Source organism: Aquabacterium sp., assembly GCF_049274795.1.
Classification (GTDB): Bacteria; Pseudomonadota; Gammaproteobacteria; order Burkholderiales; family Burkholderiaceae_C; genus Aquabacterium.
This window is the reverse complement of record NZ_JBASTH010000101.1, coordinates 25,023-47,806: the sequence shown is the minus strand read 5'-3', so window position 1 is coordinate 47,806 and position 22,784 is coordinate 25,023. Positions and strand designations below refer to the sequence as shown.

Genomic DNA, 22,784 nt, shown 5'->3' with positions numbered 1-22,784 from the left:
CAGATCCATGGCACAGAAAAAAGGCGGCGGTTCCACACGGAACGGCCGCGATTCCCAACCGAAGATGCTCGGCGTGAAGGTGTTCGGCGGCCAAGTCGTGCCCGCCGGCTCCATCATCGTTCGCCAACGCGGCACCCGCTTCCATGCTGGCGCCAACGTCGGCACCGGCCGCGATCACAGCCTGTTCGCGCTGGTCGATGGCACCGTTTCCTTCACCGTGAAGGGCGCGCTGAACCGTAAGACCGTGGTCGTGACCCCGGTCTGAGCTGTTCACAGCCACCAGCCGTGCCGCCCTCAGGGGCGGTGTGAGGCTTGAAAGCCCCGGCTTGCCGGGGCTTTTGCATTTATGCTTTTCAACGGCCTTCGGGCCGATCCCGCGACGGACACACAAGGACACCAGCCCCATGAAATTTGTCGATGAAGCCACCATTGACGTGGCCGCAGGCAATGGCGGCAGCGGTTGCATCAGCTTCCGTCGCGAGAAGTTCATCCCCTTCGGCGGCCCCAACGGGGGCGACGGCGGGCGTGGCGGCCATGTCTACGTCGTGGCCGACCGCAACATCAACACCCTGATCGACTACCGCTATGCCCGCCGCCACGAGGCGCGCAACGGCGAGCAGGGCCGCGGCTCCGACCAGTTCGGCGCCGCCGGTGAAGACATCATCCTGCGCATGCCCGTGGGCACCATCATCCGCAACACCGAGACCGACGAGGTGATGATGGAGTTGCTGGAGCACGGCGAGCAGCGCCTGCTGGCCAAGGGCGGTGACGGTGGCTTCGGCAACCTGCACTACAAGACGGCCACCAACCGTGCGCCGCGCAAGAAGACGCCCGGCTGGCCTGGCGAGATCTACAAGCTCAAGCTGGAACTGCGCGTGCTGGCCGATGTCGGCCTGCTGGGCATGCCCAACGCGGGCAAGTCCACGTTGATCGCGGCCATCTCCAATGCGAGGCCCAAGATCGCCGACTACCCCTTCACGACGCTGCACCCCAACCTGGGCGTGGTGCGCGTGGGCCCGGAAAAGAGCTTCGTGGTCGCCGATATTCCTGGCTTGATCGAAGGTGCCTCTGAAGGCGCCGGCCTGGGCCACCTGTTCCTGCGCCACCTGCAGCGCACCCGCGTGCTGCTGCACGTGGTGGATCTGGCGCCCTTCGATGAGGGCGTCGATCCGGTCAAGCAGGCCAAGGCCATAGTCAACGAACTCAAGATCTACGACCAGGCGCTGTACGAGAAGCCGCGCTGGCTGGTGCTCAACAAGCTGGACATGGTGCCGGCCGAGCAGCGCGTGGCCAAGGTGGTGAACTTCGTCAAGCGCTATGGCTGGAAGGGCCCCGTGTTCCAGATCTCGGCGCTCACGCGCGAAGGCTGCGAGCACCTGGTGCAGTCCATCTACCAGCACGTGGCCTCCATGCAGGAGCACCACGAGGAAGTCGATGTGCGCTTCGACGCCGAGGGTGAACTGGCTGATGGCGAAGACGCCTCGCCCTCCTTGGTGATGCGCAAGGCGGCGATCGAGGCCAAGGCCTTTGAATCCCTCGTGCCCGTGAAGCAGGATGAGCCTGAAGAAGGCGCTGCACCGGTCACGCGCCGCAAGGCGCCCGCCAAGTCGGCAACGGCCAAATCGGCTGCGAAGAAGGCCGCGGCCAAGGCACCTGCGGCCAAGAAGGTCACCAAGGCTGTTGCAGGATCGAGCGCCAAGGCGGCATCGACCAAGGCGACTGGCTCGGGCAAAGCCGCAGGCAAGGGCAAGAAGGGCGAGTTCGAAGCCGAGGTCTATGTGCCCCAGGTGGACGATCCGCGCTTCCGCTGAGCCTGCGCTCGCCCCTGACCTCATCGCTGCCTGATCAGATCATTCCCGATCCCACCCGCCAGATTCCACCTGCCACGCCATGAACGAAGTGTTGAAGAACGCCCGCCGCATCGTCGTCAAGGTGGGCTCCAGCCTGGTCACCAACGAAGGCAAGGGCGTCGATGCCGAGGCCATCGGCAACTGGTGCCGCCAGATGGCCGCGCTGGCGCATGACGGGCGCGAGGTGATCATGGTCTCCAGTGGTGCCATCGCCGAGGGCATGAAGCGCCTGGGCTGGAGCGCCCGCCCCAAGGAGATCCATGATCTGCAGGCTGCCGCGGCCGTGGGCCAGATGGGCCTGGCGCAGATGTACGAGAGCAAGCTGAGCGAACACGGCATGGGCAGTGCCCAGGTGCTGCTCACGCATGCCGACCTGGCCGACCGCGAGCGCTACCTCAATGCCCGCTCCACCTTGCTGGCGCTGCTCTCGCACAAGGTCGTGCCCGTGATCAACGAGAACGACACCGTGGTCACCGACGAGATCAAGTTCGGCGACAACGACACCCTGGGCGCGCTGGTGGCCAATCTGGTCGAAGCCGATGCCCTGGTGATCCTGACCGACCAGAAGGGCCTGTACAGTGCTGACCCGCGCAAGGACCCGGACGCCCGTTTCATCGACGTGTGCGAGGCGGGTGACCCGGCCCTGGAGCAGATGGCCGGTGGTGCGGGCTCACGCGTGGGCACGGGCGGCATGATCACCAAGGTGCTGGCGGCCAAGCGAGCGGCGCGCAGCGGCGCGAGCACCGTGATCGCCTGGGGCCGCGAGCCCGACGTGCTGGTGCGCCTGTCGCAGGGCGAGCCCATCGGCTCGCTGTTCGTGGCCGGTACCGCCAAATTCACCGCGCGCAAGCAGTGGATGGCCGATCACCTGCAACTGCGCGGCGTGGTCGTTATCGACGACGGCGCCGTGGCCAAGTTGCGCGACGAAGGCAAGAGCCTGCTCCCTATCGGCGTGGTCGAGGTGCAGGGCGAGTTCCACCGCGGCGACGTGGTCGCGGTGCGCAGTTTGACGGGCCATGACGTGGCCCGTGGCCTGACCAGCTACGCCAGCAGCGAGGCGCGCCTGATCGCGCGCAAGCCCTCCAGTGAGATCGAGGGCATCCTGGGCTTCATCATCGAGCCGGCGTTGATCCATCGGGACAACCTGGTGTTGATGGACTGACCGGCATCGCTCAGGGCAGGATGGGCTCTCCCCTCAACCTGCCCGGCTTGACGATGAGCCGGTCATCCAGCTCGTGCCTGCGGCACCGCTCGACGAAAGCCAGTGCGGCCTGTGCATCGTCGCTGAAGCGCTGGTAGGTCTCTGCATCGATTTCGTAGTACTCCTCGTAGTCCACCATCCCGTTGGAAACGGGAATGGACACGTAGTACCGGCCGGACGTCTGCTCGACGCCGATCGAGAACATGTGCGCACGGCTCACGAAGGTGTCGGTGAATGTGGGGCTGCTCATGTTGGTGGGGGCAGGTACAAGCCCATGTCGCGCTGCATGTGCAGCAGGGCTTCGGCATTGCCCAGGGCGTCGTCCAGCGGGTCGTGGGTGTGCGGTGTGCGCCGCAGGTGCTTGAAGTTCTGGCGCGTGTCCTTGACCAGCCCCTTGTAGAGCGAGCCCAGGTTGGTCGAGCTGTGGCCGAAGGGGTTGCGGCCCAGGAAATGGTGGAAATACCAGTTGATGAACTGCCAGTCGAAGCCGTTGTTGTCCGACACGAAGCGGGGCTGATCCCGGCCCAGGGCGGCCAGCCAATCGGCGAAGCGCTGCATGGTGGTGGCCGCGTCGTCGAAGGCCAGTGTCTGCTCACGGGTCAGGCCGCTGACGGCCAGCGCCTCGGGCACCCAGCGCTCGCTGATGGGGCGCAGGCGTGCCTGGAAGCGGCGTGTCAGGCCGGGCTCGACCACCACGGCCCCGAAGGACACCATCGAATAATCGCCGGGGATAGGGCCATCGGCTTCGATGTCGACCATGATCCAGGTCATGGGCGCTCTCCGGCATCCACGCGGAGCACCTCGCCAGCCTGCGGCAGGATGCGTTGCTCCAGCGTGGTGATCAGGCTGGACATGGCCGCCTGGCTCAGCTTCGCGCCCCGGAAGGACACGGCCATCGCGGCTGGTGCTTCTCCCATCCAGCATTGGATGTGAACGCCATCAGGGCGGCGTCCTGTCAGGTAGGGGCCCTGGGCATCGCTGTCGCCGCCACGCCAGGCGAAATCGGGCAGCGCCGCTTTCAGAAGTTCACGCCACCCTGCCTGGTCGAGGTCGGACCGGATGTCGATGCGCACATAGTCTTTCATAATGGTGTTCTCAGCAGATATTCGGTGGGGTCGCGTTCAGGCTGCACAGGGCAGCCCACCAGGTTCACGTCGCGGCCCAGCTTCTCGCCCCATTGTTCGGCCAGCGCCTGTAACTCCGGGAAATGAGCATAGAGGTCGGCTGTCTTGAAGATGCCGTATTTTTCGCTGGGATGGATGCCCAGGCTCAGCAGTTTCTTGACCATGCTCGGGCTGGTGACGTTGAGATCGTAATCGCCCGGGTTCTCTGGATCGGCATCCCAGTGGTGGCCCAGGGGCTTGCCGGGGTTTTCGGAGTAGAACGTGGTCGCGGTGCCCTTGAGGCCGATCTCGGCGTCTGGCAGGCCGGCCGCTTGGAGTGCCTTGTCGAGATCGGCCTTGAACTCGACGAACTGCTTGGGGTTCTCGAAGCCGAGCGGGGCCTCCTTGCGGTTCATGCGTTCGATGTGCTCGGGCGTGATGCGGACCTTGTCCATGTCCTTGCGGAACTTGGGACTTTTGCGCAGGGCCTCGTTGTCCTGGACGCGCTTGACGATCAGTTGCCGGGTTTCTTCGGCGGTGCGTTCGGCCGGCTTGGTGCTGGTGCCGGTGTTTGCCGTGCCGCCGGTGGGTGAGAGGCGTTGCTGCAGCTTGTCCAGTGCTTCGAGCGCGGCCTTGTACTGGCCCTTGTCGATCAGGGCGCGGATGCTGTCCACGATCTTGCGCAGCACGGCGGCGTGATCGTCGCCCTTCTGAAGCGCGGCGGCCAGGGCGGGTTGCAGGGCCTTGAGCCGGGCGGTGCAGGCCAGCCGGGCCTGCTCGTCGCCCAGGGCCTTGTCGGCGTTGCGCGCCGTTTGCCCGCTTGCTTCTTCGGATTCGGTGCCGCCTTGCTCGGCCTCGTCGGTTTCATCGTCCTCTTCGACATCGTGAGGATCCTGGCCGCGCACGCGCACCTTCAGGCGCAGGCCGGTCTGCTCGTTCAGGGCCTGCCGGATGCGCTTGACCAGGCCGGCCACCCGCGCTTCGAGCACGAAGGTGTGGGCGTTGGATTCGAACACGCAGGTGCCGACGAGGTATTTGGTGCCCGCCGCGCCGAGGTATTTGTTGAGCACGCCGCGCGCGGAGGCGGAGAGCGGCCGTCGCGACAGCATCACCGCCATCTGCTTGCCGGTGTAGGCCAGCATGGCGTGCAGCGTCTCGCCCCGGCGCACCACGGCCAGCAGCGACTTGAGCTGATCGGTCAGGGCGGTGGGGCCGGCGTCGTCATCGGACGATGCGGCGCGGGCGTCGTCTTCCTCGGCGCGCTGGCGGGCCAGCAGGGCCTGCTGCAACTCGGCGGCGGCGCGTCCCATCTCCTTGAAGAAGGTTTGCAGCGCCTTGTCGGTTTTGTGGGCCTTGAGCAGCAACTGGGTCTGCTTATCGATGTCGGCCAGGGCCGCGAGTTGGCGCGGGATGTTGTCCGAGGCGTTCTTCAGCCCGTCGAGGGCCTTGAGCAAGGCCTTGTCTTCATAAGGCTTGCTCTTGGCGAAGGTGGTCCAGGCGGCGGTGGTGAGCGATTTGTGGAGCATGGCGTCGATGGCGTTGTCGCCATGACACTCGGCGCATGCTCGCATGGAGGCGGCAGCGCGTGGCCCTTCCTGTACTGATGTGGTGAGCGCCCATGGCGGTTGGCACTGGGATGCACTCTAGTGCATTGTTCCCAGTGCGGCACTCCCCCTGGAGGGGGGGCGCCTGCCGCCCGCGCTCACTTCAGCTCGGCCGAACTCTTGCCCAGCAGGCGTCGCGCGATGATCAGCAGCTGGATCTGCTGTGTGCCCTCGAAGATGTCCAGGATCTTGGCGTCGCGTGACCACTTCTCGAGCAGCGCGTTTTCGGTGTAGCCGATGCTGCCGGCCAGCTCCACGCACTTGAGCGCCACGTCCACGCAGGTGCGGCCAGCCTTGGCCTTGGCCAGCGAAGCCTGCAGCGAGTTGGGCTGGGCGTTGTCGGCCATCCAGGCGGCCTGCATGGTCAGCAGGCGCGCGGCTTCGTAGTCGGCCTGCATGCGCACGAACTCCGAGGCGGCGGCGCTCTGGCGGTGCAGCGGGCGGTTGTAGTCGGGCGCCAGGCCGGCGTCCTTCAGGATGCGGCCCATCTCTTCGATGCAGGCGCGCGTCAGGCCCACGGCCATGGCGGCCACCAGCGGGCGCGTGTTGTCGAAGGTCTGCATCACCCCGGCGAAGCTCTTCTCGGGGTTGATGTCCGGGTCGCCCAGCAGGTTGGCCTTGGGCACGCGGCAGTCGGTCAGCACGAAGGCGGCGGTGTCCGAGGCGCGGATGCCCAGCTTGTGCTCCAGCCGCACCAGATCAAAGCCGGGCGTGCCCTTCTCGACCACGAAGGACTTGATCGCGGCGCGGCCCAGGCTCTTGTCCAGCGTGGCCCACACGACGACCAGGTCGGCACGGTCACCCGAGGTCACGAAGATCTTCTCGCCATTGAGCACGTAGTGATCGCCGTCCAGGCGGGCCGTGGTGCGGATGGCGGCGGAATCCGAGCCGCAGCCGGGTTCGGTGATGGCCATGGCGGCCCAGCGGCCCTTGAAGCGCGCGAGCTGTTCTTCGTTGGCCACCGAGGCGATGGCCGAGTTGCCCAGGCCCTGGCGGGGCATGGACAGCAGCATGCCGACATCGCCCCAGCACAGCTCCATGATGGACAGCGCGGTCGACAGGTTGGTGCCGTTGCGGTTGACGCCGTCGGCGCCGGCATTGGCATCGCGGCGCACACCGGTGGCACCTGTGCCGCCGACTTCGCTGTTGCCTTCGTTCATGCCGTCGATCACGGCGGCCAGCATGTCCAGCTCGACCGGGCGCGCATGCTCGGCGCGGTCGTACTTGCGCGAGATGGGGCGCAGTACCTCACCGGCCACTTCCTGGGCCTGGCGCACCAGCGCGTTGAACTTGCGGGGAATTTCAAGATTGATCATGGCGTTTATCTCGTTTCAGTAAGCCGCGTAGGGGTCAGAGCAAGAGCCCACCTTCCATCACGCCGACGGCCCGCAGATCACGGTACCAACGCTCCACCGGGTGGTCCTTCACGAAGCCATGCCCTCCCAGCAACTGCACGGCATCGCTGCCGATCTGCGCGGCCTTGTCGGCGCACAGGCGGCGGGCCAGGGCCGCGGCTTCGGCAAAGGGCTTGTCGGCATCGGCCAGACTGGCGGCGCGCCAGGTCAGCAGGCGCATGCCATCCAGCTCGATGGCAATGTTCGAGATGGCAAACGCAACCGATTGACGGTGGCTGATCGGCTCGCCGAAAGCCTGGCGGTCGTTTGCATAGGGGATCAGGTAATCCAGCGCGGCCTGGGCGCAACCCGTGGCCAGGGCACACCAGGCCAGCCGCGAGAGCTGGATGCACTCGGCATAGACCTCGGCGCGGCCTTCGCCCAGCAAGGCGGTGGCGGGCACGCTGGCGCGGTCCAGGATCAGACGGGCGCAGGCGGCGGCGCGCAGGCCCATGGACACATCTTCCTCGATGGCCAGGCCGGGTGTGGACGATTCCACCACCAGCAGGCCGGGGCCATGACCTTCGATGTCGGCGGCCACGATGAAGAGTTCTGCCGAGGCCGCCAGCGGCACCATGGACTTGGTGCCGGTGATCTCGTAGCGGCCATTGACCAGACGGGCGCGCGTCTGCAGGCTGAACGGGTCGAACAGGGGCGTGGGCTCCTGCACGGCCAGCGCTGCAGGCGGCGGCGTTTCAGCCGCGAAGGCGCCCAGGTAGGTGGCCTGCTGCTCGGCCGTGCCCCATAGCACCAGGGCCGTGCTCACGGCGGAGGGCGCCAGGCAGGCCATGGCCAGCCCCATGTCACCCTGGGCCAGCGCCTCGGCGATCAGGGCGTTGGTCACGGCGGAGCGCTCGGTGCCCACGCCGCCCAGGGTTTCGGGGATGCCCATGCTGGTGATGCCCAGCTCGGCGCATTGGGCCAGCAGGGTGGGGGCGGCGCCGTAGGCCGTGTCCGCAGCCATGGCGGCGGGGCGCAACTGCTCCTTGGCGAACACGCGGATCGCTTCCAGGATCATGGCCTGGTCGTCGGTGGGCGTGAGGTCGAACAGCTCGCCGCCGCCGCGCTTGGGCAGGCGCTCGGGCTGACCCAGGTTCTTGATCGCCTTGAAGGCGCGGTTCACGGCGGTCACGGTGCGAAAGCCGGCCTTGGTGCCGTGGTAGAGCACCTTTTCCGTGGGCTTGCGCAGTTTCAGGCGGTCCAGGCTGGGCGAACCAGCCATCTGGCTGAGCGTGCGAAGGCCCAGGCGGGTGAGGGAGGTGGCCATGGATGTCTCTCGTCTTGATGCGGAGGAAGGATTCAGCGGCGGGCTTTGCCGCGCAGCAGGGCCCACACGGTGGTGTGCGCGGCCAGGCCGATGCCCCAGCCCCAGGCGACCCACTTGATCCACTGGACATCGGGCGTCGCGTCCTGGTTCAGGGCCCACAGGCCGCCGACCACCAGCACGTACACCACCGCGTGGATCACCACGCTCATCTGAAAACCGGCCATCACGTCGAACTCCTGGTTGTGTCCGGGTACAGGCAGACCCGGGGCGGGGCGGATTTCACACCGGAGGGCCCACGCTGTCACCGCTTGCGCGGCATTCGTGGCGATTCGCCGCACGACAACCGGACGCTCGCGATCAAATCCCCCCTGTCTTGGGGCACAGTCACGGCCATGGATTCCTTGAGCGAAGTGCTGGCCGATGTACGCATCCGTGATGCGCTGTTCGTGCGCACGCAGTTGGCGGGGCAGGGCGCCTTGCGGGTGGGGCAGGCCGGGCAGCCATGCTTCCACCTGGTGACGGCGGGGCAGGTCTGGCTGTACCCGGCGCCAGGTGAGTCGCCCATTGCCCTGCAGGCCGGCGATGTGGCCTTCCTGCCGCAGGGCGGGCCCCACGTGCTGAGCGCGCAGCCTGCGCTGGCAGGCGCCCAGGGAGAGGCTGTCGATCTGCTGCGCCACTGGCGCGAGGCGGACGAGTCCGGCGCGGCCACGGTGTCGTCCGGCAGTTCGGTGGGCGGTGTGTGGTCGGGCCGCACGATCAGTGGCTGCATGCACATCGAGGGTGTGACCGAAGCCTGGCTGTGCGGCGGCTTGCCGCCCTGGCTGACCCTGCAGTGGGGCGAGCGCGGCCTGCCGGGCTGGCTGGTGATCGGCCTGGCCTACCTGGAGCAGGAGCTGGGCCGCCAGGGGCTCGCCCGGCAGGCCGTGATCGACCGCCTGGGCGACATCCTGTTCATCCAGAGCCTGCGCACCTACCTGCACGGGCCGATCTCGGCGCCGCCGGGGTGGCTGATGGGCCTGAAGGACGGCATGGTGTCCCGCGTGCTGGGAGCCATGCACCGCGAGCCTGCCCACGATTGGCAACTGGTAGAACTGGCCAAGGTGGGGTGTGTGTCGCGCTCGGTGTTGGCCGAACGCTTCACGCAGTTGCTGGGCATGCCGCCACTGGCCTACCTCACGCGTCACCGCATGCAGTTGGCGGCACGCCGGCTGCAGCGCTCGGGGGGCTCGGTGGCGGAGGTGGCCCTGTCGGTGGGTTACCAGTCGTCAGCGGCCTTCGCTCAGGCGTTCAAGCGGGAGTTCGCCTGTTCGCCGCGCGAATGGCGGGCGGGGCAGGCGCGGCCGGTGGCCTGACTGGCGTGATGCGCGATCAAGACGCTGCCTGAGCAGCGTCTCAACTCAGCCCGCCTTGGGTGGCCGCCGGCTCAGGGCTCCAGATGTCGACCTCCAGCAACTCCACCGTGGTGGTGCTGGTGATGACGCGGGCTTGCGTTGCCTCGCGCGTGGTGGTCTCAGCGGGCGCGGCATCCGCCTCGCGGCCGGTGCGCCCACGCATGTTGCCGCGCAGGTAGCGGTTCTGGCCCTTGGGCGGCGGCAGGAAGCGCGCGAGTTCGGTCAGCGCGGTCTGGTAGACATCGCGCTTGAACTCGATCACGGCTTCCAGGGGCACCCAGTACTCGTTCCAGCGCCAAGCGTCGAACTCGGGGTGGCTGGTGGCGCGCAGGTTCATGTCGCAATCACGAGCCGTGAGCTGCAGCAGGAACCAGATCTGTTTCTGCCCGCGGTAGTGGCCTCGCGCATCACGCCGGATGAAGTGCTGCGGCACCTCGTAGCGGAGCCAGTCACGGGTGCGGGCGACGATGCGCACGTGGTCAGGCCGAAGACCGACCTCTTCATGCAACTCGCGGAACATCGCCTGCTCGGGCGACTCGCCATGCTTGATCCCGCCTTGCGGGAACTGCCAGGAGTGGGTGCGGATGCGCTTGCCCCAGAACACCTGGTTGCGTTGGTTGAGCAGGATGATGCCGACGTTGGGGCGGAAGCCTTCACGGTCGAGCATGATCAACTCCGAATGCTTTGAACTGGGTTCATTATTGCACCTGACTGGTGTCCCGCCTAGGGGCGTGGACAGGCAAATTGGCGCCCGAGCCCAGGGTTTGCCCCCTATAAACCAGCCTGAGGGCGAGGGCACTCTGGGATAATGGCCGGCTCAGGGCGTGCAGGGCGCGCCCGGCCAGCCATTCGCCATCCCATGAAAGCCTCCCAGTTCTTCATCTCGACCCTGAAAGAAGCGCCCGCCGACGCCGAGATCGTCAGCCACAAGCTCATGATGCGCGCCGGCTTCATCAAGAAGCTGGGCGCCGGCCTGTACAACTACATGCCGATGGGCCTGCGCACGATCCGCAAGGTCGAAGCCATCATCCGCGATGAGCTGAACAAGGCAGGTGCCATCGAGCTGGTGATGCCCGTGGTGCAGCCCGCCGAGCTCTGGCAAGAGACCGGCCGCTTCGACAAGATGGGCGACGAACTGCTGCGCTTCAAGGACCGCCATGAGCGCGACTTCGTGATGCAGCCCACCGCCGAAGAGGTGGTGACCGACATCGCCCGGCAAGAGCTGCGCAGCTACCGCCAACTGCCCAAGAACTTCTATCAGATCCAGACCAAGTTCCGCGACGAGCGCCGCCCCCGCTTCGGTGTGATGCGTGGCCGCGAGTTCACGATGAAGGACGCCTACTCCTTCGACCGTGATGTCGAATCTGCCGGCAAGACCTACGACGCGATGTACGAGGCCTACACGCGCATCTTCCAGCGCCTGGGCCTGCAGTTCCGCGCCGTGGCGGCCGACACCGGCGCCATCGGCGGCGACCGCTCGCACGAGTTCCAGGTGATCGCCGACACCGGCGAGGACGCCATCGTCTACTGCCCCACCAGCGACTACGCAGCCAACATCGAACTGGCCGAGGCGCTGTCCCTGATCGCCCAGCGCGGTGTCGCCACCGAGGCCCTGGAAAAGGTGGCCACGCCCGGCAAGAGCACCTGTGCCGATGTGGCCGAGCTGCTGGGCCTGCCCCTGGACTGCACCGTCAAATCCCTGGTGCTGGCCACCGACGAGACCAACGACAAGGGCGAGATCGTCAAGAGCGCCGTGTGGCTGCTGCTGGTGCGCGGCGACCATGACTTGAACGAAGTCAAGGCCGGCAAGATCGAGGGCCTGAAGGCGGGCTTCCGCTTCGCCACCGAGAAGGAAATCATCGAGCACTTCGGCACCAAGCCCGGCTACCTGGGCCCGGTCAAGCTGCTCAAGCCCGTGAAGGTGGTGGCCGATCGCACCGTGGCCAACATGGCCGACTTCATCGTCGGTGCCAACGACGAAGGCTTCCACATCAAGGGCGTGAACTGGGGCCGTGACCTGCCCGAGCCCGATGTGGTGGCCGACATCCGCAACGTGGTCGAGGGCGACCCGAGCCCTGACGGCCAGGGCGTGCTCGCCATCCAGCGCGGCATCGAGGTCGGCCATGTGTTCTACCTGGGCACCAAGTATTCCAAGGCCATGAACGCCACCTTCCTGGATGTGGACGGCAAGCCCAAGCACTTCGAGATGGGCTGCTACGGCATCGGCGTGACCCGCATCCTGGGCGCCGCCATCGAGCAGAAGCACGACGAGCGCGGCATCATCTGGCCCGCCGCCATCGCCCCCTTCGAGGTGGTGATCTGCCCCGTGGGCTACGACCGTTCGGAAGACGTGAAGGCCGCCGCCGACAAGCTCTACGCCGAGCTGAGGGCGCAGGGCGTGGACGTGATCCTGGACGACCGTGGCGAGCGCCCTGGTGCGATGTTCGCCGATTGGGAATTGATCGGTGTGCCGCACCGCGTGGTGCTGGGCGACAAGGGCCTCAAGGAAGGCCTGGCCGAGTACCAGGGTCGCCAGGACAAGGAAGCCGCCAAGATCGCCGTGGGCGAGGTGGGCGCCCACGTGCTGGCCCAGCTCAAGGGCTGAAACCTGTGACGCTGGCTGTGCGGTACCACCTGAACTGCGCCGGGCTGGCGCTGGCCACGGCCCTAGGGGCCTGCACAGCCTTGCCTGCACACGCCGGTGCCCAGCGCGAGGAGCCCCTGGCCAACTCGGTGCGCACGGCCCTGTCGGCCGCCATTGCCAAGTCGGTGCCGCCGGTGCCGGTGTTCGTGGACGATCGTCGCAAGGAAAGCTACGAACGCTGGAAGCAGGGGGCCGGCGAGCGCCTGAAGAAGCGCAAGCCGGATGACCTGGTGCGCGAGGAGTTTCTGCGCACCGTCTGGTACGAAGCCACCCGTGCCGGGCTGGACCCGACCCTGGTGCTGGGCCTGATCGAGGTGGAAAGCGGCTTCCGCAAGTACGCCATCAGCGTGGCCGGCGCGCGCGGCTACATGCAGGTGATGCCGTTCTGGTCACGCACCATCGGCGATGGCGACGCAGCGCGGCTGTTCCACATGCAGAGCAATCTGCGCTTCGGTTGCGTGATCCTGCGCCACTACCTGGACATCGAAAAAGGCGACCTGTTTCTGGCCCTGGGCCGCTACAACGGCAGCCGTGGCCGGGCGGAGTACCCCAATGCGGTGCTGGGCGCACGCAAGCGCTGGGAAGCCGCCGTGGCCGAAGCCGGTCCCCAGGTGGTGGCCGGTGTCAGCGCAGGGTCGCCAGGTAGGCAATGATGTCGGCGCGCTCCTGCGCGTCCTCCACCTGGTAATCCATCTGTTGGTTCTGCACGAAGGCATCGGGGTTGCTCAGCCAGCGATCCAGCGTTTCCGGGGTCCAACGCAGCCCTGATTTCTTCAGTCCGGTCGAATAGTCATACCCCGGCGCGGTACCCGCCAGGCGTCCCATTACGCCCTGGTGCAGGGGGCCGATGCGGTGGTGGTCCAGCGCATGGCACTGGAGGCACTGGGCTTCGTACAGGCGCTGGCCGACATCTGCGCGCCCGATAAGCGGTGACGACGGCGCAGGGGCCGAAGGCGGTTGTGAGACCGGCATGCCGCAGCCCGTGATGACAAGCACTGCCGCCCCGCAGATCCAGGGCAGGGGCCGGGCACGTCGGACAAAGGTGCGAAAGGACATGGCACTGTCTACGCAGAAGGGCGGGGCCCCGGATGCAGCAACAGGGCACTGGCGCATGGTGGGTGGACAGCCTGGCCTGCCTGATCCGCCCATTGCGTCACAGAAATATCGGCATCGGTGTGTGGAACTGCAGCATCAAACCGACAAACGGTTGTTGCGCCCACCTCAGAGGACGCGTGCTTACAGACCGTTCCAGGCGCGCGGCTGGGCCTCATCCAGGCCCAGCAGGGCCAGGGCGCGTTCGACGGTGTCGTCGATGATGTCGTCCAGGGTTTCGGGCCGGTGGTAGAAGGCCGGCAGCGGCGGGAACACGATGCCGCCCATTTCCGTGACCGAGGTCATGTTGCGCAGGTGGGCCAGGTTGAAGGGCGTTTCGCGCACCATCAGCAGCAGGCGGCGGCGCTCTTTCAGCGTGACGTCGGCGGCGCGGGTGAGCAGGTTGTCGCCCAGGCCGTGGGCCACGGCGGCCAGCGTCTTCATGGAGCAAGGCGCGATCACCATCGCATCGGTGGCGAAGCTGCCGCTGGCGATGCAGGCACCCACATCACCCGGCGCGTGGGCCTGGGTGGCCAGCGCTTCGAGTTCGCGCCGGTCCAGGCCGAGCTCGTGGTGCACGTTGAGGATGCCGGCGGGCGTGGCCACCAGATGGGTCTCCACGCCCAGGGCGCGGGCGCGCTGAAGCAGCCGCACGCCATAGACGGCGCCGCTGGCGCCTGTCAGCCCGACGATCAGCCGGCGAGGCCGGGCCGACCGTGGGGCCTGCGAAGGCTCACTGGCCACCGGCCAGGACCTGCTGCAGCTCGCCGGCCTGGTACATCTCCATCATGATGTCCGAGCCGCCGATGAACTCACCGTTCACGTAGAGCTGTGGAATGGTGGGCCAGTTGGCGTATTCCTTGATGCCCTGGCGGATGCCTTCGTCTTCCAGCACGTTGACCGTGGTGATGTCGGAGGCGTTGCAGGCCTTGAGGATCTGGATGGCGCGGCCGGAGAACCCGCATTGCGGGAACTGGGCGGTGCCCTTCATGAAAAGGACAACCTTGTGGCCCTTGACCAGGCTGTCGATGCGTTGCTGTACGTCGCTCATGGTGCGATCACCGTTGGGGGAAATGGAAACAGGCCTGTTATAGCAGGCCTGTGCGATGCCGTCCGGCACTCGGATTTGCGAGAGGGCCGGCTGGGGCCCGAGCGTATCAGAAAGCGTAGTTCACGCTGACCTTGACCACCGGACGCAGCCGCAGCTCGCGGATGAGGGTCTCCACCCCCGCATCGCCCTGCAGTGCGCGGCTGATGCGGTCGATGTTGTTGGAGTTGATGGTGATCAGGCCCAGGTCGGCATTGAAGCGCCAGGCACTGTCGGCGCGCAGGCCGGCCAGGCGCGTGCTGTAGCCGGCGCCCAGGTAGGGTGAGGTGCGGTTGTTGCCGTTGTAGGCGGCGCTGTCATAACCGGGGTGGCTGAGCACGTCCAGGCGTTGCATGCTCAGGTTCAAGCCGGTGGCGCCCTGCTGTTCGCTAGGCCACCAGGGCAGGTTGCTGGAGCCGCGCACCAGGCCCGCCGTGGCACGGAAGCCCCCGGCGAAGTAGTAATCAGACAACACGTGCAGGCTGTAGACCTTGAGCCCGTTGTAGGCGGGCTGGGCCAGCACGAAGGAGTTGCTCATAGGGTCGGCCGGGCGATCAAGCACCACGCCGATGCGGCCTTCCCAGTGGGGCCAGAGGTTGGTGCTGGGCGGTTCTTTCAGGGCCAGGCCATCGCCACTGGTGACAGCCTGGCGGGGCACATGCAGGCCGATGGAGGCGGTAGCCAGATCGCCGGTGAGCGTGCTGGTGCTGGAGCGCACCACGGCGTGGCCGGTGACGATGTTGGTGGGCATGGGCACCATCTGCGCGTGTGCAAGTGACCCGAGCGCCCCCATGCCGCTCAGCACGGTGCCGAACAGGGTGGCGATCAAAGGGCGGTATGCGCACTGCATGGTGGTTCTCCGGCTGCCAACCCAAGACCGCAAGGGCGGCAGGGTTCATGGATCCCATGCTAGGGCGCCGCCTGTTTCTTGTGGCGCGGATTTGTGACCGTTGGTGTCCCCTTTTCCACAAATCCAAACCCTTTACATTCGCCGATCAGGGGGAACCCGGGTGACTCACCCCGCAGGGTGACATGTACATCGGCGGCGCTGCGCGAGCGGGCGCTCACATCCGAAGGCTCCAAGCCCCGGCGCCATCAGGGAATGTCAGGGGTGTGAAGGGGTCACACCGCCCACTGGCCGCCGGTGCAGCGGGGCTGGCCAGCCAGGTCGTGGCGGGTGGACACGGCACTGAAACCGGCATCGCGCAGCAGGGCCTGCACGGCATCGGCCTGGTCATAGCCATGTTCCAGCAGCAGCCAGCCACCGGGTTTCAGGTGGGAGCGCGCCTGGCGCACGATCAGGCGCAGGTCATCCAGCCCGTCGCGGCCGGCGGTTAGAGCCTGGATGGGCTCGAAGCGCAGGGCGGGCAGGTGCGGATCGCCCTCGGCGATGTAGGGCGGGTTGCTCACGATCAGGTCGAAGCGTCGGGTGCCCAGGGGCTCGAACCAGGAGCCGGCCAGCAGTTCCAGCGGCAGGTGCAGGCGCCGGGCGTTGTCGGCGGCGATGGCCAGGGCCTCGGGGCTGGCGTCCACGGCGGTGACGCTGACATGAGGCCGGCGTGAGCGGATCGCCAGGGCGATGGCGCCGCTGCCGGTGCCCAGGTCCAGCACGCGGGTGGGTCGATCCGGCGTCGTTTGGGCCGGCAGCACGTCCAGGGCCCAGTCGACCAGGGTTTCGGTGTCGGCGCGGGGGACCAGCACGCCGGGCGCCACGCGCAGGCTCAGGCCGTAGAACTCCTTGTCGCCCAGCAGGTAGGCCAGGGGCTCGCCTTGAGCCCGCCGTGCGCTCAGTTCGGCGAAGCGGGTGGCGGCCTTCAGCGGCAGCGGGTCGGTGTCGTGGGCCAGCAGCCAGCTGCGGGGCTTGTCAAGCACGGCGCATAGCAGCAACTGGGTGTCCAGCCGTTCGATGCCTTGCGCCCGGGCCGAGTTCATGGCCTCGGCCACGGTGGCCGGTGCGGTCAGGCTGGCGCCGACGGCAGGCTGCCCGAGCGAGCCGGCATCGGGCTCAGACACCGGTGGCGGCTTCCAGTTCGGCCAACTGGTCGGCGGCCTGGGCCGACACCAGGGCCGCGATCACGTCATCCAGATCGCCTTCCATGATGGTCAGCAGCTTGTAGAGCGTGAGGTTGATGCGGTGGTCTGTCAGCCGGCCCTGCGGGAAGTTGTAGGTGCGGATGCGGTCGGAGCGGTCGCCGGTGCCGACCAGGCTCTTGCGCGTGGCGGCCTCGCGGGCCTGGCGCTCGATGCGGTCCTTGTCGCGCAGACGGGCAGCCAGTACGGCCAGGGCCTTGGCCTTGTTGCGGTGCTGGCTGCGGTCGTCCTGGCACTCGGCGACGATGCCGGTAGGGATGTGCGTCACGCGCACGGCCGAATCCGTCTTGTTGATGTGCTGGCCGCCAGCGCCGCTGGCGCGGTAGGTGTCGATGCGCAGATCGGCCGGGTTGATCTGCACTTCTTCGGCCTCGTCGGGTTCGGGCAGCACGGCCACGGTGCAGGCGCTGGTGTGGATGCGCCCTTGTGTCTCGGTGGCGGGCACGCGCTGCACGCGGTGGCCGCCAGACTCGAACTTGAGCTGGCCATACACGTTCGAATTCGCGCCACTGCCCTCGATGCGGAAGACGATTTCCTTGTAGCCGCCCAGATCGGATTCGTTGGCCGACATGATCTCGCAGCGCCAGCCTTGGCGTTCGGCGAAGCGGGTGTACAGGCGGGCCAGATCGCCCGCGAACAGGGCGGATTCGTCACCGCCCGTGCCGGCGCGGATTTCCAGGAAGGCGTTGCGCGCGTCGTCCGGATCCTTGGGCAGCAGTGCGGTCTGCAGTTCGGTTTCCAGCTTGAGCAGGTCGGCCTCGGCCTGGATGGCTTCGTCCTGCGCCATGGCCTTCATGTCGGGGTCGTCGCCCAGATCCTGCAGCATCTGCCTGGCGGTGGCCAGGTCATCCGTGCGCTGGGCATGGCGGCGGGCCAGGTCGCACACGCTGCTCACTTCGGCATGCTCGCGGGACAGATCCCTGTAGCGCTTGGGATCGGCCGCGACGGCGCCGTCGGACAGGGCCGCATCCAGTTCGCGCAGACGGTGGGACAGGCGTTCCAGAGAGGCCGCCAGGGAGGGGGCGAGGCCGCTCATGCGGGATCGCTTTCCGAGGGGGCGCTGGGCGCGAGTGAGGCAGGCAGGTTGGCGGGCACATCACCGCGCAGGAACATGCGGGCCACGGTGGACGCCACCTGCGGCCGGTGCTGCGGCGCGGCGCTGTGCAGTTCGGCCAGGGCGCCGTGCAGCATCTTCTGGGTCAGCCCGCGGGACAGGGCTTCCAGCACGGCCTCGACGTCCTCGCCCCGCGCCAGTTGCTTGCGGGCGCGGGCGATCTCATTGGCGCGCCAGGCGTCGGTCTGGGATTGCAGGGCCTGGATCAGGGGCACGGTGGCGCGCTGGTCCAGCCAGTGCACGAAACCCTGAACGCCGGATTCGATGATGGCCTCGGCCTGGGCCACGGCGGCCTGGCGGCGCGCGCCGGCGGTCTGCACCAACTCGCTCAGGTCGTCCACCGTGTAGAGGTAGACGTCGGGCATCTGGCCGACTTCGGGCTCGATGTCGCGCGGCACGGCCAGGTCCACCATGAAGATGGGGCGGTGCTTGCGGGCCTTGATGGCGCGTTCCATGGCACCCAGGCCGATGATGGGCAGGGTGCTGGCCGTGCAGGAGACGACGATGTCGAACTCGTGCAGGCGCTGGGGCAGGTCGGCCAGGCGCATGGCCTCGGCACCCAGGTGGGTGGCGAGCTTTTCACCACGCTCCAGCGTGCGGTTGGCCACGGCCATGCTGCGCGGCGCGCGGGCGGCGAAATGAGTGGCGGTGAGCTCGATCATCTCGCCAGCGCCCACGAACAGCACCTTGGTCTTGGACAGGTTCTCGAACAGTTGGCCGGCCAGACGCACGGCAGCGGCGGCCATGCTGATGGAGTGCTCGCCGATCTCGGTGGAGGTGCGCACCTCCTTGGCCACGGCGAAGGAGCGCTGGAACAACTGGTGCAGGGTGGTGCCCAGGGTGCCGGCGGCATCGGCCTCGCGCACGGCCTGCTTCATCTGGCCCAGGATCTGGGGCTCGCCCAGCACCATGGAATCGAGCCCGCTGGCCACGCGGAAGGCATGGCGCGCGGCGGCGCCGCCCTCCAGCATGTAGGTGTGGCGCATCAAGTCATCAGGCGAGACACCGCCCACGTGGGCCAGCCAGTTCACTGCTTCGCGCTGCAGCACCAGGGGCGAACCGCTCAGGGCGGGGGCCGCGCAGTACAACTCGGTGCGGTTGCAGGTGGACAGCAGGGCGGCCTCCGGGGCCGTCTGCGGGCTGGCCTGACCACCCGCCAGACGGGTGTGCAGGGTGCGCAGCGCAGGGTTCAACTGGTCCACGGCGAACGCGAACCGACCCCGCAGATCAACCGCGGCCGTCGTGTGGTTGAGACCCAAGGCCAAGACACTCATGTGAGAAATTATAAAATCGAGGGTTTTGGCGTGGGCGGGTCAGGCCATTGAGGCTTTCAAAGACCTTCATTGTCGAGCCCGCATTGTCGATGATTACCACCACTTTGTGGTCGGCCGAACTGACGAGATTGGCCGACATTTGAGGTGGCTCAGGTGCTCTATGCGTCAGATGCAGATGCTTATGACTCGTGTTTGATCTGAATCCTTGCGATGCCACGCCGTTTGTGATGTTTAGCCACGCCTTGCCGGCCCCGTAGTCCATGGGTTTTCTTGACGCCCTGATCCACCTGTTCAATTTCCTGCTGCCCGCCTTGGGCCTGGCTGTGCTGCTGCCCGCCTTGGCGCGCCTGTTCTGGTGGCGCACACTCAAGGGCATGGGGTGGGTACTGGCCAGCCGCGTGGCATTGGCGGGTGTCATCGTGCTGGTGGCCGGCCTGCTGATCTCAGGGCGAGATGGGGCCATGAGCACCTACGCCGCCTTGGTGATCTCGGCTGCGCTGGTGGTGTGGTGGACTGGCTTCAAAGGGCGTGCATGACCTACAGCGTCAAGGAAATCTTCTATACCCTGCAAGGCGAGGGCACCCACGCGGGCCGCCCCGCCGTGTTCTGCCGTTTCGCAGGGTGCAATCTGTGGACGGGCCGCGAGGAGGACCGCCCCAAGGCCATCTGCCAGTTCTGCGACACGGATTTCGTGGGCACCGATGGGCTGGGCGGTGGCAAGTTCCCCACGGCGCTGGACCTGGCCGCCCGTATCACGGCCTTCTGGCCGGACACCGAGCAGGGCCGCAAGGGCAGTCGTTTCGTGGTGCTGACTGGGGGCGAACCCTTGCTCCAGGTCGACCCGGCCTTGATCGATGCGTTGCATGATCAGGGTTTCGAGATCGCGGTGGAGACCAACGGCACCGTGGCCGCGCCGCCTGGGCTGGACTGGATCTGCGTGAGCCCCAAGGCCGGCTCGACCCTGGTGCAGACTTCGGGCCACGAGCTCAAGGTGGTCGTGCCGCAGGTCGGCTTCGATGCGGCCAGGCTGGCCGAGTTCGACGCCATGGATTTCGTGCAGCGCCGTGTGCAGCCGATGGACAGCGCCTCCCCCGAGGCGCGCTTGGCCGCCACCGAATGGGCCGTGCAATGGTGCCTGGACCACCCGCGCTGGCTCTTGAGCGTCCAGACCCACAAAACATTGGGCATCCGCTGAGGCCCGCCATACAAACAACATGTTCGAACTGAGCCAGACCTTTTCCTTCGATGCCGCCCACACGCTCAAACGCCAGGTGGGCGCCGAGGAGGCCGCCGGCAGCCGCCGCATCCATGGCCACACCTACACGGCCGAGGTGATGGTGCGCGGCGAGCGCCAGCCTGAGTCCGGCATGGTGGTGGACCTGGCCCACCTGCGCGCCGTGATCGCCAGCGTGCGCGAGCAGCTTGATCACCACTTTCTGGACGAAGTGTCCGGCCTGGGCGCGCCCACGCTGGAGAACCTGTGCGTGTTCATCTACGCCCAGGTGCACCTGCAACTGCCCCAGGTGGCGGCGGTAAGCGTGTCCCGCGCGGCGGGGGATCGTTGCGTCTACCGGCCCACGGCCTGATTGGTGGAGGCGCACCCCATGCAGGACAAGACGTGGGCGGATCGCAGCCGCCAGGCCGTTTGGCACCCGTGCACGCAGATGAAGGTGCACGACACCCATCCGCCGCGCGCCATCGTGTCGGCGCAGGGCCCCTGGCTGATCGATGACCGTGGCCACCGCATCCTGGATGCCGTGAGCTCCTGGTGGGTGAACCTGTTCGGGCATGGCTTTGCCCCGATCCGCGAGGCTATCGCTGATCAGCTCCAGAAGGTCGACCACATCATGCTGGCGGGCCTCACGCACCCGCCGGTGGTGGAGCTGTCAGAGCGCCTGGGCCAGCTCACCGGCCTGGGCCATGCCTTCTACGCCAGCGACGGGGCCAGTGCCACCGAGATTGCGCTGAAGATGAGCGCGCACAGCTGGCGCAACCGGGGCCGCGAGGGCAAGCACCGCTTCATCGGCCTGCAGGGCGGCTACCACGGTGAAACCGCTGGCGCCCTGTCGGTGACGGACATCCCGCTGTTCCGCGAGTCGTACGCACCGCTGCTGCGCCTGAGCGCCACCTTGCCATCGCCCGACCCGCGCCATGCCACGCTCGGCGTGAGCCCGGCCCAGCACACGCAGCACTGCATCGACGCGCTGGCCGCCTACCTTGAAGAGCACCACGCGCAGACCGCCGCCATCATCCTGGAGCCCTTGATCCAGGGCGCCGCCGGCATGGGCATGTACCTGCCCGATTACCTCAGTGCCGTGCGCCGTCTGTGCGACAAGTACCAGGTGCACTGGATCGCCGACGAGATCGCCGTGGGCTTTGGCCGCACGGGCACGATGTTCGCGCACCAGCAGGCCCTGGGCGATGACGGCGCGCCGATCAAGCCCGATTTCATCTGTCTGAGCAAGGGCCTGACCGGTGGCGTGCTGCCGCTGTCGGCCGTGCTGACGACGGACGAGGTCTACCAGGCCTTCTGGGATGACCGCACCACGCACGGCTTCCTGCACTCGCACTCGTACACCGGCAACCCGCTGGCCTGCCGCGCTGCGCTGGCCGTGCTGGACACCTTTGCCGACAGCGATGTGCTGGGCGACAACCGCCGCGCCGCCGAGCGCCTGGACGAGCTGGTGCAACCCATCACCGACCACCCGCGCGTGAAAGCCTCGCGCCGCCTGGGCATGGTCTGGGCCTGGGATGTGGACGTGGCCGACCCTACCTTCGCCTCGCGCTACCACCGTGCCGCGCTCGACGAAGGCCTGCTGCTGCGCCCCATCGGCCCCACGCTGTACTTCATGCCGCCTTATGTGCTGGGCGAGGCCGAACAGCGCCACCTGGCCGAAGGCGCGCTGCGTGCGCTCGACCGCGTGCTGGCCGAAGAGGGCTCAGCCAACGCCCAGGCCTCCGAGGTACCCGTGCCATGACCGCCTATTTCGTCACCGGCACCGACACCGGCGTCGGCAAGACCCGCACCAGTTGTGCCCTGATCCATGCGCTGCGCCGCGATCATCAGCGTGTAGTGGGCATGAAGCCCGTGGCCGCCGGCTGCGACTGGATCGAGGGCGTCGATGGCCACCCCGGCCAGTGGCTCAACGAGGATGTGGCCGCCCTGCGCGCTGCCTCCAGCCTGAAGGTGCCGCCGGCCTTCGACAACCCGTATGCCTTGCCGGATGCCATCTCGCCGCACATCGCCGCGCGCAATGCCGGCGCGGTGATCGACATCGGCCACATCGAGGCGAGCTTCCATGCGCTCAGCCAGCACGCCGATGCGGTGGTGGTGGAGGGTGCGGGCGGCTTCATCGTGCCGCTGCACGAGGGGCCGGGCGAGTTCGCCTCCAGTGCCGACCTGGCGCAGCGCCTGCGCCTGCCCGTGATCATGGTGGTGGGCCTGCGCCTGGGCTGCCTGAACCATGCGCTGCTCACGCAGGAGGCCATCGTCTCGCGTGGCTTGACGCTGGCCGGCTGGGTGGCCAATGTGGTGGATGCCGCCATGCCGGAGCAGGAGGCCAACCTGCGCACCCTGCGGGATCACCTGCAGGCGCCCATGCTGGCCCACTGGGGCTGGGATCCCGCGGCCGATCCGGCGCAACTGGCGCAGTCGCTGACCTTGCCCTGAGC

General features: G+C 67.4%; 25 protein-coding genes and 1 pseudogene. 11 read left to right on the top strand and 15 right to left on the bottom strand.

Annotation, left to right across the window (positions count from 1 at the left end):
- The first annotated feature begins 7 nt into the window (after positions 1-7).
- From rpmA to proB, 3 genes and pseudogenes are all read left to right on the top strand, one after another.
- Positions 8-265 carry a 50S ribosomal protein L27 gene (rpmA, locus tag WAQ08_RS17345; protein ID WP_422193293.1) on the top strand — a complete coding sequence of 86 codons (258 nt, stop codon included), beginning with the start codon at positions 8-10 and terminating at the stop codon, positions 263-265.
- Positions 266-404: 139 nt separating this feature from the next.
- Positions 405-1,448: pseudogene (gene cgtA, locus WAQ08_RS17340) on the top strand (Obg family GTPase CgtA); the annotation flags it as partial.
- A gap of 442 nt (positions 1,449-1,890) precedes the next feature.
- Complete coding sequence (gene proB, locus WAQ08_RS17335) at positions 1,891-3,012, top strand: glutamate 5-kinase (protein WP_422193291.1); 1,122 nt, start codon at positions 1,891-1,893, stop codon at positions 3,010-3,012.
- 10 nt (positions 3,013-3,022) lie between these two features.
- Here the strand turns inward: proB and WAQ08_RS17330 are convergent, their stop codons facing one another.
- From WAQ08_RS17330 to WAQ08_RS17300, 7 genes are all read right to left on the bottom strand, one after another.
- On the bottom strand, positions 3,023-3,301 hold the full coding sequence (locus tag WAQ08_RS17330) for a hypothetical protein (protein WP_422193290.1): 279 nt from the start codon (positions 3,299-3,301) through the stop codon (positions 3,023-3,025).
- Positions 3,298-3,822, bottom strand: coding sequence for an exonuclease domain-containing protein (locus WAQ08_RS17325; RefSeq protein WP_422193288.1), 525 nt, complete (start codon positions 3,820-3,822; stop codon positions 3,298-3,300). The genes WAQ08_RS17330 and WAQ08_RS17325 overlap by 4 nt, the downstream gene beginning before the upstream one ends.
- A complete protein-coding gene (locus WAQ08_RS17320) occupies positions 3,819-4,136 on the bottom strand; it encodes a hypothetical protein (protein WP_422193286.1) in 318 nt (105 codons plus the stop codon). Before WAQ08_RS17320 ends, WAQ08_RS17325 begins: the two co-directional genes overlap by 4 nt.
- Complete coding sequence (locus WAQ08_RS17315) at positions 4,133-5,725, bottom strand: hypothetical protein (protein WP_422193284.1); 1,593 nt, start codon at positions 5,723-5,725, stop codon at positions 4,133-4,135. The genes WAQ08_RS17320 and WAQ08_RS17315 overlap by 4 nt, the downstream gene beginning before the upstream one ends.
- Positions 5,726-5,856: 131 nt before the next feature.
- Positions 5,857-7,074 (bottom strand): acyl-CoA dehydrogenase family protein, encoded by a 1,218-nt coding sequence (locus tag WAQ08_RS17310; RefSeq protein WP_422193283.1) that lies wholly within the window; start codon positions 7,072-7,074, stop codon positions 5,857-5,859.
- Between the two features lie 34 nt (positions 7,075-7,108).
- A complete protein-coding gene (locus WAQ08_RS17305) occupies positions 7,109-8,419 on the bottom strand; it encodes an acyl-CoA dehydrogenase family protein (protein WP_422193281.1) in 1,311 nt (436 codons plus the stop codon).
- A 32-nt stretch (positions 8,420-8,451) separates the two neighbouring features.
- Positions 8,452-8,646, bottom strand: a complete 195-nt coding sequence (locus tag WAQ08_RS17300) for a 2TM domain-containing protein (RefSeq protein ID WP_422193279.1) — start codon at positions 8,644-8,646, stop codon at positions 8,452-8,454.
- A 165-nt stretch (positions 8,647-8,811) separates the two neighbouring features.
- Between WAQ08_RS17300 and WAQ08_RS17295 the strand changes: the two genes are divergently transcribed.
- Positions 8,812-9,771 carry an AraC family transcriptional regulator gene (locus tag WAQ08_RS17295; protein WP_422193277.1) on the top strand — a complete coding sequence of 320 codons (960 nt, stop codon included), beginning with the start codon at positions 8,812-8,814 and terminating at the stop codon, positions 9,769-9,771.
- Positions 9,772-9,811: 40 nt separating this feature from the next.
- Here the strand turns inward: WAQ08_RS17295 and WAQ08_RS17290 are convergent, their stop codons facing one another.
- Positions 9,812-10,477, bottom strand: a complete 666-nt coding sequence (locus WAQ08_RS17290) for an RNA pyrophosphohydrolase (protein ID WP_422193275.1) — start codon at positions 10,475-10,477, stop codon at positions 9,812-9,814.
- Positions 10,478-10,669: 192 nt separating this feature from the next.
- On the opposite strand from WAQ08_RS17290, the gene WAQ08_RS17285 reads away from it, so the two are divergent.
- Positions 10,670-12,415, top strand: a complete 1,746-nt coding sequence (locus tag WAQ08_RS17285) for a proline--tRNA ligase (RefSeq protein ID WP_422193274.1) — start codon at positions 10,670-10,672, stop codon at positions 12,413-12,415.
- 5 nt (positions 12,416-12,420) lie between these two features.
- Positions 12,421-13,107, top strand: a complete 687-nt coding sequence (locus tag WAQ08_RS17280) for a lytic transglycosylase domain-containing protein (RefSeq protein WP_422193272.1) — start codon at positions 12,421-12,423, stop codon at positions 13,105-13,107.
- Here WAQ08_RS17280 and WAQ08_RS17275 read toward each other — a convergent pair.
- The 7 genes from WAQ08_RS17275 to hemA form a co-directional block, all read right to left on the bottom strand.
- Positions 13,079-13,510: a c-type cytochrome gene (locus tag WAQ08_RS17275; RefSeq protein ID WP_422193271.1), complete on the bottom strand. Its 432-nt coding sequence runs from the start codon at positions 13,508-13,510 to the stop codon at positions 13,079-13,081. The two genes, WAQ08_RS17280 and WAQ08_RS17275, sit on opposite strands and share 29 nt — an antisense overlap.
- 180 nt (positions 13,511-13,690) lie before the next feature.
- Entirely contained in the window at positions 13,691-14,290 is a 600-nt protein-coding gene (locus tag WAQ08_RS17270; protein WP_422193269.1) for a UbiX family flavin prenyltransferase, read from the bottom strand.
- The gene (grxD, locus tag WAQ08_RS17265; protein ID WP_422193267.1) at positions 14,280-14,597 is read right to left on the bottom strand and encodes a Grx4 family monothiol glutaredoxin; all 318 of its coding nucleotides are present in this window, start codon (positions 14,595-14,597) and stop codon (positions 14,280-14,282) included. The genes WAQ08_RS17270 and grxD overlap by 11 nt, the downstream gene beginning before the upstream one ends.
- 106 nt (positions 14,598-14,703) lie before the next feature.
- Entirely contained in the window at positions 14,704-15,483 is a 780-nt protein-coding gene (locus WAQ08_RS17260) for a hypothetical protein (protein ID WP_422193266.1), read from the bottom strand.
- A 272-nt stretch (positions 15,484-15,755) separates the two neighbouring features.
- Positions 15,756-16,565 (bottom strand): peptide chain release factor N(5)-glutamine methyltransferase, encoded by an 810-nt coding sequence (prmC, locus tag WAQ08_RS17255; protein ID WP_422193361.1) that lies wholly within the window; start codon positions 16,563-16,565, stop codon positions 15,756-15,758.
- 73 nt (positions 16,566-16,638) lie between these two features.
- Positions 16,639-17,760, bottom strand: coding sequence for a peptide chain release factor 1 (gene prfA, locus WAQ08_RS17250; protein ID WP_422193264.1), 1,122 nt, complete (start codon positions 17,758-17,760; stop codon positions 16,639-16,641).
- Positions 17,757-19,112, bottom strand: coding sequence for a glutamyl-tRNA reductase (gene hemA, locus WAQ08_RS17245; RefSeq protein WP_422193261.1), 1,356 nt, complete (start codon positions 19,110-19,112; stop codon positions 17,757-17,759). The genes prfA and hemA overlap by 4 nt, the downstream gene beginning before the upstream one ends.
- Before the next feature lie 260 nt (positions 19,113-19,372).
- On the opposite strand from hemA, the gene WAQ08_RS17240 reads away from it, so the two are divergent.
- From WAQ08_RS17240 to bioD, 5 genes are read left to right on the top strand one after another with little or no spacing between them, the layout of a single operon-like run.
- Positions 19,373-19,648: a hypothetical protein gene (locus WAQ08_RS17240; protein WP_422193259.1), complete on the top strand. Its 276-nt coding sequence runs from the start codon at positions 19,373-19,375 to the stop codon at positions 19,646-19,648.
- Positions 19,645-20,307, top strand: a complete 663-nt coding sequence (gene queE / locus WAQ08_RS17235) for a 7-carboxy-7-deazaguanine synthase (RefSeq protein ID WP_422193257.1) — start codon at positions 19,645-19,647, stop codon at positions 20,305-20,307. The genes WAQ08_RS17240 and queE overlap by 4 nt, the downstream gene beginning before the upstream one ends.
- Positions 20,308-20,326: 19 nt before the next feature.
- Positions 20,327-20,698: a 6-carboxytetrahydropterin synthase gene (locus WAQ08_RS17230; RefSeq protein WP_422193255.1), complete on the top strand. Its 372-nt coding sequence runs from the start codon at positions 20,327-20,329 to the stop codon at positions 20,696-20,698.
- Between the two features lie 18 nt (positions 20,699-20,716).
- Positions 20,717-22,090, top strand: a complete 1,374-nt coding sequence (bioA, locus tag WAQ08_RS17225) for an adenosylmethionine--8-amino-7-oxononanoate transaminase (protein WP_422193253.1) — start codon at positions 20,717-20,719, stop codon at positions 22,088-22,090.
- Positions 22,087-22,782, top strand: coding sequence for a dethiobiotin synthase (gene bioD, locus WAQ08_RS17220; protein WP_422193251.1), 696 nt, complete (start codon positions 22,087-22,089; stop codon positions 22,780-22,782). Before bioA ends, bioD begins: the two co-directional genes overlap by 4 nt.
- Positions 22,783-22,784 lie beyond the last annotated feature (2 nt).